Consider the following 12052-nt stretch of genomic DNA (forward strand, 5'->3'; position numbering starts at 1 on the left):
CATTTACCAATAAGAACATACTACTATGAAAAAAATAATAATAACAATGGCGGCACTTTTACAGCTAATAATGGTTGGCCAGCTAAAAGCACAGATAGATCCGCATTTCTCGCAATATTATGCTTATCCACTATGGTTAAACCCGGCTTTAACCGGTGTGATGAACGGTGAGGCACGCGTAAATGCTAATTTTAAGGATCAATACGCCACTATACCAAATTCATATCAAACAGCAGCCATATCCGCTGATTTTCGCCCGACGGATAAAGTAGGATTGGGTATAAATATACTTGACCAGTCGGCAGGTAGCGTGGGATATAATTACCTGGCAGCTTATGGCTCTTTTGGGTATGGCATAGCTATATCTGACGATGGTAACCAGCAATTGCACTTTGGGGTACAGGCAGGTTTAATAAACAGGAGTTTTGATGCCAGCAAATTACAACTGGGCGATCAGTTTAACCCCGGCAGCGGCTTTGACCCTAACCTGCCCAATTTTGAGAATTTCTCGAGCACTAATGCCACAATTTTTGATGCAGGTGCAGGTATATTTTATTACGATGGGAACCCCACAGATGTGGCAAATCCATTTTTAGGGGTTAGCGTGGGCCACCTTACCCAGCCAAAAGATCCTTTTGCGGTTGAGGGGATAAACGCCAAGCTGCCCATGCGTTACACCGTACATGGCGGTATTCGCCTTACCATAAACGAAGATCTTGACCTTATACCGCATGCCATATACATTAAACAGCAGCAGGCGCAGGAAAAAGACCTGGGCCTATATTCTGAAATTAAATTACCGAGCGATAACGGGTTAATAATGGGGGTAATGTACCGCTTTAATGATGCGGCAATTGCCAATGTGGGCTATCATTTCGACAATTATATTGTAGGTGCAAGCTATGATTTTAATACATCGCAATTAAGTTCGGCTACCAGCGGACAGGGAGGATTTGAATTATCAATAAGTTATGTGTTCCATAAACGCATTCAGGGGCCCGAACCTATTTGTCCAAGGCTTTAGATTATATAAAAACCAACCATATGCAGCACAACAAGCCTGACCTGCAAACGCACTAATATTCACACCCATGAAAAAAACATTATTTACCATTTTTATATCCTTTTTTATCACCACTGTCTTTGCTCAGTTTAACGAGAATGATAAAGCATTGGCCGATAAAGCATTTAACAATAAGGATTATTACGAAGCGGCCTATTACTATAAAAAGGTGGCCTCCGGCTTAAACCTGGTTCCTCAGCCTGAAGTGCCTTTCCGGTCGAACGGAAAGTCGCCTAAAAGTGCCAAAAGCTTTGATCGTGCATACATCAGCTATCAGCTGGCAGAATCGTATCGCCTGTATGAAAACTACCTTGAGGCCGAAGGCTGGTATTTTAAGGTTATTGACGGCGGTAATGAAGTAAAATATCCTTTGGAGAGGCTATGGTATGGTATATGCCTGCGTGCCAATCAGCATTTTGATGAGGCTATAAAACAGCTGGAACAATTTAAAGCCGACTATAAAGGCACCGGCAACTATATTGCTATTGCCGATAAGGAACTAGCCAATTGCCACTTTGCTAAAGAGCAGTATCAATATCCTGCATTAATTGATGTAGTGAAGATGAAGGGAACCATCAACTCCGATGGGTCGGATTATTCGCTCATCATAAATAACGGTAGCCGGTGGATTACTTCATCAAGAATAATTAAGGATGATAAAAAACACCTGAACAGGGTGTATGCGGTAAAGGATAGCAGCAGCAACCCCGAAATGATTAGCTTTAACAACAGCGATAACAAGAAGGAAGTGGAGTACGGTACCCCATCCATTGACCCAAGCGGCAAACGCATGTACCTTACCCGCTGGTATAAAGAAGGCAGCAAAATTATACATGCCATTTATTTAAGCACCCGGGCGAATAGTGAATGGGGCACTCCTGTAAAGCTGAACACTAACGTAAATGTTGAAGGCTTTAACTCATTGCAGCCCTTTGTTACCGCTGATGGAAAGCGGCTTTTCTTTTCATCAAATAAACCTGGCGGTCAGGGTGGCGATGATATATGGGTTAGTGACCTGGATGCAAGCGGTAATCCAAGTAATTCAACCAATTTAGGCAATACGATTAATACCCCGCTTGATGAGCAAGCCCCTTATTATGATTCATCCGACAAAAAGCTGGTTTACAGTTCTAAGGGCTTTGTTGGTTTAGGAGGGTTCGACTTTTTTGTAAGTTATGAAAGTGTTGGGCAGTGGTCCACACCCAAAAACATGGGTTACCCCATGAACTCCGCTAAGGATGACCTCTACTATTTCCCGGATGATAAGGATGGCAAAAAAGCATACCTGAGTTCTGATCGTGCATCAGATTGCTGCCTTGACTTGTTTGAGACATTTGATAAAAAATATGTGCTCACCGGCATAGTAACTGACTGCGATACGCACACACCACTAGCAGGTGCTAAAGTAAGCTTTGTTGATTCCCTATCTAAGGATACAATAAAACAAGAAGTGGTGGGCAATGATGCAAAATACACTTTTAATGTAACCACTATGCGCCCCTATAATTTAATATTGAAGAAGAAGGGGTATTTCACCAAATCGGTACCTGTACCAAGCCAGGGCGAAATGAGAAACGACACGCTGCTCAGTCCGGATATATGCCTGCAGGCTTTTATAATAAACAAACCTATTTTGATAAAGAATATCCTGTATGATTTTAACAAAGCCACGCTTCGCCCTGAATCAAAGGTGATACTGGATGGCATAGTTAAAATAATGACGGACAACCCTAAAATAAAGATCGAGCTGAGCGCGCATACCGACTCTATTGGCAGCGAGGCCTATAACATGAAGCTTTCACAGGCCAGGGCACAGGCATGTGTTGATTATATGATATCAAAAGGGGTGGGCGACACCAGAATATTTGCCAAAGGATATGGCAAAACCAGGCCTATAGCGCCTAACTCACTACCTGATGGCAAGGATAACCCTGAAGGACGGCAATTAAACAGGAGAACAGAATTTACAGTGCTAAAAGCAGAATAAACAATAATAAAGGGAGATTTATGGGCCATTTTAATAATTCAGAAGGAATGATGTTTATCACCATTTTATTAATGGCTATTGGTTTGGGAGTATATGGTGTTTTTATACTGTTTAACCTCACGCAACGGATTGGTTACCGCCTGCAGGATCAGCAGGTTGATAGGGTGCTGATCGGTACGGTTAACATAACCCTAAGCATTGTAGCTATTTGTATTTTAATAAGCATGACCAACTTAATACGTATTTAATTTTACACAGGCAGATAAAACAAGTGCAGCATGAAACAGGAAGTTATATCAATGAACAGGCCGTTGTTAAAATCGCGGGGACTATCAACTCATCATATCGAGATCTTTGAATTTATATTATCGGGAAAATCAAACAGGGAAATAAACCAGATGCTGGGTTACTCAAAAAAATCACATGTGGTTGTTGATCACTCTCGTAAAGTGATGTATAAGCTGCTGGCTATGGAAGATCTGTGCCGGAAAGAACATATTGGCGAGGTTGTTTTTCCGCGGGGTTATTGCTTTTGGTGGAAAGGCCTTTTATTAAAGCACCAGCAACAACTAATGGAAATTGCCATAAAGCCGGAGTATTACGTTAATGCTCTAAATGATATTATTTAGCGTTTAATAGTTAAAGACCTCACCTGCTTTTTATAAGAATCGGGCAAAACTGCGGCTATTAAAAATTCGTCAGCTTTAGTCAGCCGGGTTAACTTATATAGCCACAATACAGGAATTAAAAAGCGTACACTGCCAAGGGATAACAAGGCGCGTACCCTTTCAGGAACTATCATTAACTGAACCTCTTTTAATAGCTGATATCGTACAGGGCCCAGGTGCTTTCTGTATTGTTTATACAGGTCGATTGTAAAATTGCTCTGTACGGTATCTTTTTGCAAATGCTGATTGCGGATAAGTACCCAATCGGTATAATCTACAGGCAATTCCTGCAAGCCCATTCTTTTGCCAACCCGGTAAAAAGTATGAAATATCTCCTCTTTTTTAGCATGACTGAGTTTCCTATACAATACTTCATAGGAACGAACGGAATAATAGATCAGCATAAATAATACATCGCGATAGGCCCAGTCGGGGATCCGGGCGTTGCGGTTTTCTTCTATACCTTTATGGATAGCGGTTATCTGGTCGATGGTACGGTTGGCTTCGTCCAGTTCTGAAAAGATAATTTGCCGGGCATAAACTACAGTTGAAAACAAACGGCCCAGTGGGTCAGCAGGTAATTTCCCGGTAAAATACAGCCAGTCTACAGCCTTATTTAGCGCGAATTCGGCGGCAGCACCTGCAAAAATAAACAGGATAGTATCGGCTTTACCCCATATCTCACGTACTATCGAATCGTTATTGACAAAGTATTTTATCTCTTTCTGCATAGCTCAATTATTAAAACCAAAAGCATACCAAGTGAATACATTAACATATCCGTCCATGAAAATGATGTACCCATTATAATGCGGGCAATTTTGAATTTTCCAATCCGAGCAGGTTTACCAAATGAAAATACTGGGATATCTCAACCAAATAAGAAAATAATAAAACGCCAATAATAGTAGGTGAAACCGGGCTATCCATAAAGCTTTTTATCAGGCAATATACCAGTATCACCACCAGGAAATCCCCGCCATAGGGCCGGATAAGTGCATCATGTGCCCATGTGGCGATGATAATCTCGGTGATTAGTAATAGTATGGTTAAGGAGAAATATTTGAAGTTGAAGCTTAACATGGTTTTGTGTTTAAATGTTAATTATCTTTAAGCCATTTGCACCGCCAGTGAACTGGTAATGCGGTTTAGTGTTCTTAAATACTTACGGTCCATTTTGCGCATATAACCGCTAAATGTGTTGCCACCGGCTTTAAACAATTTACGGTGCGCAAACCATACCAATGCCGAGGTGAAATACCAGAATGCTTTATAAAAATACCGCCTGAAATTTTTCTCGCCGATGGTTTTACCATCGAAGATGATGCCTAATCTTTCCGTTTGAAAGGTGATATGATAAGCCTCATCTATGAGTATATCGGTGCATATTTGTTTCAGTAGCTCACATCCGGTGGCATCTTTTAATGCCTGGTAAAATATCTGGGCGGTGCTTTCAACCACAATTACAGCTAAAGTCCAGGTTTCCATGCTCGTATTCATATACCGCACCCTCCGGAACATGGAATCGCCCCAATCCTTTTTTATTCGTGGTTTATTAATACTATCCAGGTAGTGACCGAGGTTATTACCATGTTTTTGCTCCTCCTTAATAAAAAGTTTAACGGCAGTTATATAATCCGGGTCGCCAATGCGTTTCGCGTATCTGGTTGAGGCCATGATCAGGTTTTTACCTTCGGATGTTTCGCCCAGTTGCCATGCCTGTAAGGAAGGTAGTATGGTTCTTATCTCTTTCTTTGTAATCCGTGGATTTAAATCCCAGTTCACTCTTTTTTGGAGTACATTTGCCTTGAAATGCTCTATCCAGTTTTTACTTATTTTCATATTTTAGTTTGATAATGATTTTCAAAAGTACTTTGTATTTCAAAGTAAATAGTCAAAAAAAATATCAGCCCTTTTGCTGTTTTATTAAATTTTCCAGTGCCTCTAAGTGTTTTTTAAATGCAGTGATGCCTTTGGCTGATGCCTGGTAACGGGTGTTAGGTTTACGGCCCAAAAAAGATTTGATAACGCTGATATATTCCTCCTTTTCCAAAGCCTTTAAATGCGAAGCCAGGTTGCCATCGGTTACGGAAAGCAGTTCCTTAAGGGAGTTGAAATCATAACTCTCATTAGCAACCAGTACGCTCATAATTTGCAGGCGTATGCGGTTCTCGAAGGCTTTATCAAAATTAGTGAGCGCTATTTTCACGGTCGTATTTAAAGTACATAATGGTGCCGTACAAAATGTGCAGCACACCAAAACCTAATGCCCAAAACAGCAAGCTGTATAGCGGAAATAGCATGGCAATTAAACCTAACGCTATCTCGCATAAGCCAAGCCACTTAACATCGCCGTAAGTATATTGGCTTGCCGCTGCTAATGCTAAGCCATAAAATATTAAGCTGGCAGGTGCAATAATACTATAATGTCCTTGCCATAAAAGCATTAAAATAAAACAACCACCGGATACTAATGGCAATGCGCCTTTTCGTAAAAAGGCCCGGCTGCTTTGGTTCCAAACGCTTTGCCCTTTACGGCGTGCTTTACGAACAGTTAACCAAATGCCTGTTGATATGGATAAAATTAATACGATTAAAGCAAGCACAAACATTTCTCCTGCAAGTTCACCCCTCTCAAAAGTCAGCAGATCTGATAAGATAGCTGGATAAGGAAAGGTAGAGCTTCCACGTAATATGTAAAGGGCTTGATAAGCCAGCCACGACCCGATCAATGCATAAATACCTGCCATTACACCGGACAGCCCGCTCAGAGATATGAACCGGGTGGAGCGCTCCATGATATTTTTGATGGAACTGATCTCATCTAATACGTCTTTATCTTTCATTATAAAGTACTTTGAAATTCAAAGTAAATGATTAATGTTTAGTATTGCAAATAATTGGAAGAAATTGTTTTCTACCCTCTTTCCGCCGCAGGCGAAGAGAGGGTGTTCGAGCGAAGCAACGACCGGGTGAGTCGGCGGAGCGCGTCGAGGTTCCGCGTTAGTGATTGTAGCGGATACCGGCCCAGTTCGAGAGCCTCAGTGCAGGCCGTGGCTAAGGCCTGTGTAGTATGAGCGGAAAGCACGGGCTGCAGGCAACGCCCAAATCCTCGATGTTATCCTGAACTTGTTTCAGGATCTCACAGCACAGGTAGACCGCATGATGATTACTTAGCATGTGGGGTGCTGAAACAAGTTCAGCATGACATTGGTTAATATTTGTTCGCCTCCATAACACACCCCTAACCCCTCTCAAGAGGGGAACTATGGCGTAGAGCCCTTGCGCGCTCCACTGACTCACCCCGACTTCGTTTCACTTGTCGCCCCTCTCTCTGCTGCGCGGAAAGAGGGGTAGGAGAAAAGATTAAAAGATATTTACTTCCTCGTTGCTTGCTCAATGCTGTCCCACATCTCAGGTGGCACCATCTCTAAGGCATTAAACTGGCCAGCGCCTTGCAGCCATTCGCCGCCATCAATGGTGATCACTTCACCGTTGATATAGCCTGAGAAATCGGATACTAAGAACGCGGCTAAATTAGCCAGTTCCTGATGTTCGCCTACACGCTTAAGGGGCACGCGGTTTTTGAAATCGAATTTTTTAGCCATTTCACCGGGGAGTAGTTTATCCCATGCGCCTTTGGTGGGGAATGGTCCGGGAGCGATGGCGTTGGTGCGGATGCTGTGACGACCCCATTCTACGGCCAGCGACCGGGTCATGGCCAAAACACCACCCTTGGCACAAGCCGATGGCACTACGTAGGCTGAGCCGGTAAAGGCATAGGTGGTAACAATATTCAATATATTACCGGGTATTTTTTTGTCGATCCAGTATTTACCTAAGGCTAGTGAGCAATTGGCGGAACCTTTCAGCACAATGTCAATAACCGCGGCAAAGGCATTGGCTGATAGGCGTTCAGTAGGTGAAATAAAATTGCCTGCGGCATTGTTCAGCAATACATCGACCTGCCCAAAAGTAGCGATAGCTTGCTGCAGCACATGTTCCACCTCCTCATATTTGCGTACATCGCAGGCAACGGCTAAAACTTTGCCGCCGGTTTCGGTTTCCATTTCCCGGGCGGTTTGCTCCAGTACATCCAGCTTGCGACTGGTGATCACCAAATTAGCGCCCAGTTTTAAAAAATAAGTGCCCATGGAGCGCCCAAGGCCGGTGCCGCCACCGGTTACGATGATGGTTTTGCCTTTTAAAGCGTCGTCCCTTAACATACCCTGGTATGCGCTGTCTGTAATATTGCTCATGATTTTTTATGTCTTTAAGCCGATTTAGCCTTTAAATTTTCGATCATTTTTTGCAGGCCCTTGCGGGTTGCAGGGTGCCACCATTGTTTCAGCATGATCTTTAACAGATCGCTTTGATCTGCCTTTAATTTGCTGATCACTTCTTTACGCAAATTCATTTTGCTAACGCCCCAGGTTACAGGGTGGAACTGCATATAAGTTCGGATCTTTTTTTCTGCTGCCGCGATTAAATTTTCAGCTGTGGTAAGCTCATCTATTAAACCCACCTGTAACGCTTCGGTGGCGTTAAGCAGTTTACCTTCTAACAAATATTGATAAGCTTTATGCTGTCCGATAACAAATGCGTACAAATTAAAAACGCTATCAGGAACGATGATGCCAACCGGGATCTCATTCAGCCCGATGATGAATTGACCTTCAACCATCACCCTGTAATCGCAGCAAAGCGCAATGATGCAGCCACCAGCCGGACTATGCCCGTTCAGTGCGCCAACTAAAGGTTTTTTAAAGGATGATAGCACGCCAGGGAGTGCGAGAAAATCCGTCCAGAATTGTTTGATCTGTTCCTCATCATAATCGTAGGCCTCCATCAGGTCAATGCCGGATGAGAAGAAGCCCGGTTTACCGGTGATGATCACACCACCTACGTTATCATCTGCCTCAAGCTCCTGAAAGCAAGCCAGCAGGTCCTTTATCATTTGGTGGTTGATAGGGTTAGATCGCCCCCTGTCAAGTGTGACTACCGCCAGCCTGTCGTTTATTAATACTTGAATAGTGCTCATGATGGGTTAAGGTTTAGCTTACCAGCGACGGACTTTCGTTAGGCTCGCCGGCATACATTTTCTCTATCTCGGCATTGTATTTTTCAGTTATCACCTTGCGCTTCATTTTTCCGGTTGGTGTAAGCTCCCCGCTTTCTATCGACCATTCATTCGGCAGTAGGGTGATCTTTTTCACCTGTTCCACATGGTTAAACTCAGGGTTGAAAGTGTCTATAGCGGCCTGATACAGGGCTATCACGCGCTTGTCTTTCAATATCTCTTCGTGAGATATAGTGGGAATTTCATTGGCCCTGCACCATGGTAATAAGTTGGTGTATGACGGCACGATCAAAGCCGCTGTGAATTTCTTTCCGGCACCCACCACCATCATCTGTTCAATAAAATGATTTTCTTTCATCTTATTTTCAATAGGCAATGGGGCCACATATTTACCGCCTGATGTTTTGAAGATCTCTTTTTTACGGTCGGTTATTTTCAGGAAACCTTGATCATCCAATATGCCGATATCGCCGGTATGGAACCAGCCATCCTGCATAACCTCAGCCGTCATTTCCGGGTTTTTATAATAGCCCATCATCACGTTCGGGCCCTTGCAAAGTATTTCGCCGTCTTCAGCTATTTTAACCTGCACCTTGTCGATCAGCTTACCTACGGTGCCAAATTTTCTCCCTTTCGGATCGTATTGATTAACCGATATTACAGGTGAGGTTTCCGTTAACCCGTAACCTTCCATTACCGCCATGCCTGCTGCGGTAAATATTTTTTCCAGCTTAACAGGGCAGGCAGAGCTGCCGATAACTATGGCCTTTAAATTACCACCGATAGCGGCGCGCCATTTACTGAAAACCAGTTTTTCGGCCACGGCCAGTTTAATTTTATACCAGGGACTGGTGTGCTCAAGCTCAAATTCCTCCGCCACTTTAACCGACCATAAAAAGATCTTCTTTTTTGCGCCGGTTAGTTTTTGTCCTTCGGCCATTATGCGCTCAAATATTTTTTCGAGCAGGCGTGGTACGGCGGTAAAAATAGAGGGTTTTACATCGCGGATATTCGGGCCTATGGTATCCATATTCTCGGCATAAGAAATGGAGAACCCATAAAAGAGATAGATGTAGGTACACATCTTTTCAAAAATATGGTTCATCGGCAAAAAGCTGAATGCGCGTTTTTCGCTGACGGGGATCTGCGAAAGCACTAAACCCGATGCCAGCACATTGCTCACAATGTTTTTATGGCTCAGCATTACACCTTTTGGCTTGCCTGTTGTGCCCGATGTGTAAATGATGGTAGTAAGGTCGTTCTCGCTTATATTGCTGGTTATACCGGCTATTTTTTGCAGATAGCCGGTCGGCAATGGCTTTAATAACTCCTTCCAGTTAGGGTAGTTCTCGATCTGGTCAAACGCATATACCTTTTTTAATGTGGGCACATTATGGCGAACAAGGTTTATCTTATCGCAAAGCTCCTTATCGCTTACAAACATGTATTTTACTGCCGATTCGATCAGGATCTGCTCAATTTCCTTGGGGTTTGTATTAGGATATAATGGTACTAAAACCGCACCTGTTTGCTGTACGGCTAAGTCAACCATCACCCATTCCGGGCGGCCGTTACTGATGAGGCCGATCTTGTCCCGGCCCTCATCCGTGCCATCACCCGAGGATATACCCATGTCCAGCAGCGCCATAGTGAGCTGATTGATCATGGTATGCACCTCCTGTGTACTGTATGACCGCCATACGCCGTTCTCTTTTGCAGCTAAGAAATCAGCCCGGGGCGCTGCGGCCTGTGCTGGTATGCAATCAAATAATCTTGTCGCTTCCATTGCGCTAATTTTTATATCTATAACATTTCAAATATGCCCGCGGCACCTTGGCCGGTACCCACACACATGGTTACCATACCGTATTTCTGATCACGCTTTTTCAATTCGTTAAAAAGCTGAACCGAAAGCTTGGCCCCGCTACAACCCAGTGGATGGCCCAAAGCAATAGCGCCACCATTAACATTGATGAGATCAGGATTCAGATCTAAACCCTTAATTACCGCCAATGATTGCGATGCAAAGGCTTCATTTAATTCAAACAGATCCATATCCTGCTGTTTCATGCCTGCCATCTTTAACACTTTCGGTATCGCATACAACGGACCGATACCCATAATCCTCGGCGGTACGCCAACAACGGCATAGTTTACCAACCGGGCAATAGGTGTAAGGTTATTCTTTTTCATAAAGCTTTCGCTTACCACCATTACAAAGGCAGCGCCATCACTGGTTTGGGATGAGTTACCGGCGGTAACCACACCTTTGGCATCAAAAACCGGTTTTAGTTTTGATAAAGCATCAATTGAGGTATCAGCACGCGGACCTTCATCGGTATCTATCTTAAAATCCCTCTTTTTCTTTTTGCCGCTTTCATCTACATAAACTTCGGTAATGTTTACGGGAACTATCTCATCCTTGAATTTACCTTCTTTTATGGCACTTATTGCTTTTTGGTGCGAGTTATAGGCAAACAGATCCTGCTCGTCTCGATTGATATGATACTCCTTAGCCACTGCCTCAGCGGTTAAGCCCATGCCCCAGTAATAATCAGGGTGAGCCAGGGCCACATCAGCATTAGGCACAATGCGCCAGCCACCCATGGGCAACAGGCTCATGCTTTCCACACCACCAGCTATAATACAATCGGCAATACCTGCATGTATTTTCGCTGACGCGATGGCAATAGTTTCCAATCCCGATGCGCAATACCTGTTCACTGTCATGCCCGGTACCTTGTCGGTATCCAGCGACATCAGCGAGATCAAGCGGGCAACATTCAGTCCCTGCTCCGCCTCGGGCGTAGCATTACCTACAATTACATCTTCAATCTCATCCTTATCCACGTTAGGTACGGATGCCATCAGGTGTTTAATAACATCGGCGGCAAGGGTATCCGGGCGGGTAAATCTAAAACCACCACGGGTTGCTTTTCCAACTGCGCTGCGGCTGGCCGCCACTATATATGCGTTCATGTCTTGTATGTTTTTTAGGGAGTCAAGAATTAAGAGTCAAGAATCTCAAACTGCAATTCCTTTTTTCTATCTTGATTCTTGCATCTTGGCTCTTGATTCTTTAATTGCGTAATATTTTTCCTCCTGTTAAAATAGATTGGATGCGTTCCAGCGTTTTACGCTCGGTACACAGGGCCACAAAGGCTTCCCTTTCTAATCCTAACAGGTAATCTTCACTTACTGCTGTTGGCTGCGACAGATCACCACCCGACAGTACATAAGCCAGTTTTTGTGAG

13 protein-coding genes are annotated in these 12052 nt (G+C 43.7%); 4 read left to right on the top strand and 9 right to left on the bottom strand.

Translation table 11 applies throughout. The features are described from left to right. Positions 1 to 25 precede the first annotated feature (25 nt). The 4 genes from BLU33_RS24885 to BLU33_RS24900 all read left to right on the top strand — a co-directional run bounded on the left by BLU33_RS24885 (position 26) and on the right by BLU33_RS24900 (position 3679). Positions 26 to 1024, top strand: a complete 999-nt coding sequence (locus BLU33_RS24885) for a PorP/SprF family type IX secretion system membrane protein (protein WP_091379996.1) — start codon at positions 26 to 28, stop codon at positions 1022 to 1024. Positions 1025 to 1091: 67 nt separating this feature from the next. Then, positions 1092 to 3050, top strand: coding sequence for an OmpA family protein (locus BLU33_RS24890; protein WP_091380000.1), 1959 nt, complete (start codon positions 1092 to 1094; stop codon positions 3048 to 3050). Between the two features lie 20 nt (positions 3051 to 3070). Next, positions 3071 to 3298, top strand: coding sequence for a hypothetical protein (locus BLU33_RS24895; protein WP_157682386.1), 228 nt, complete (start codon positions 3071 to 3073; stop codon positions 3296 to 3298). Between the two features lie 30 nt (positions 3299 to 3328). Continuing rightward, positions 3329 to 3679 (top strand): hypothetical protein, encoded by a 351-nt coding sequence (locus tag BLU33_RS24900; protein ID WP_091380006.1) that lies wholly within the window; start codon positions 3329 to 3331, stop codon positions 3677 to 3679. Here BLU33_RS24900 and BLU33_RS24905 read toward each other — a convergent pair. The 9 genes from BLU33_RS24905 to BLU33_RS24945 form a co-directional block, all read right to left on the bottom strand. After that, positions 3676 to 4449 carry an oxygenase MpaB family protein gene (locus BLU33_RS24905; protein WP_232009357.1) on the bottom strand — a complete coding sequence of 258 codons (774 nt, stop codon included), beginning with the start codon at positions 4447 to 4449 and terminating at the stop codon, positions 3676 to 3678. The two genes, BLU33_RS24900 and BLU33_RS24905, sit on opposite strands and share 4 nt — an antisense overlap. Before the next feature lie 73 nt (positions 4450 to 4522). After that, positions 4523 to 4801: a ribosomal maturation YjgA family protein gene (locus BLU33_RS24910; RefSeq protein WP_232009358.1), complete on the bottom strand. Its 279-nt coding sequence runs from the start codon at positions 4799 to 4801 to the stop codon at positions 4523 to 4525. Positions 4802 to 4828: 27 nt separating this feature from the next. Further along, positions 4829 to 5560 (bottom strand): ferritin-like domain-containing protein, encoded by a 732-nt coding sequence (locus tag BLU33_RS24915; RefSeq protein ID WP_091380010.1) that lies wholly within the window; start codon positions 5558 to 5560, stop codon positions 4829 to 4831. A 64-nt stretch (positions 5561 to 5624) separates the two neighbouring features. Beyond that, positions 5625 to 5927, bottom strand: a complete 303-nt coding sequence (locus BLU33_RS24920; protein WP_172829295.1) for a winged helix-turn-helix domain-containing protein — start codon at positions 5925 to 5927, stop codon at positions 5625 to 5627. Further along, the gene (locus BLU33_RS24925; protein ID WP_091380011.1) at positions 5908 to 6564 is read right to left on the bottom strand and encodes a hypothetical protein; all 657 of its coding nucleotides are present in this window, start codon (positions 6562 to 6564) and stop codon (positions 5908 to 5910) included. Before BLU33_RS24925 ends, BLU33_RS24920 begins: the two co-directional genes overlap by 20 nt. 531 nt (positions 6565 to 7095) lie before the next feature. After that, positions 7096 to 7977: an SDR family oxidoreductase gene (locus BLU33_RS24930; protein ID WP_091380014.1), complete on the bottom strand. Its 882-nt coding sequence runs from the start codon at positions 7975 to 7977 to the stop codon at positions 7096 to 7098. 14 nt (positions 7978 to 7991) lie between these two features. Then, positions 7992 to 8759 carry an enoyl-CoA hydratase/isomerase family protein gene (locus BLU33_RS24935; protein WP_091380017.1) on the bottom strand — a complete coding sequence of 256 codons (768 nt, stop codon included), beginning with the start codon at positions 8757 to 8759 and terminating at the stop codon, positions 7992 to 7994. A 13-nt stretch (positions 8760 to 8772) separates the two neighbouring features. Then, the gene (locus tag BLU33_RS24940) at positions 8773 to 10584 is read right to left on the bottom strand and encodes an AMP-dependent synthetase/ligase (protein ID WP_091380020.1); all 1812 of its coding nucleotides are present in this window, start codon (positions 10582 to 10584) and stop codon (positions 8773 to 8775) included. 17 nt (positions 10585 to 10601) lie between these two features. After that, the gene (locus tag BLU33_RS24945; protein ID WP_091380023.1) at positions 10602 to 11777 is read right to left on the bottom strand and encodes an acetyl-CoA C-acyltransferase; all 1176 of its coding nucleotides are present in this window, start codon (positions 11775 to 11777) and stop codon (positions 10602 to 10604) included. Between the last annotated feature and the right edge of the window lie 275 nt (positions 11778 to 12052).

Source organism: Mucilaginibacter mallensis, assembly GCF_900105165.1.
Classification (GTDB): domain Bacteria; phylum Bacteroidota; class Bacteroidia; order Sphingobacteriales; family Sphingobacteriaceae; genus Mucilaginibacter; species Mucilaginibacter mallensis.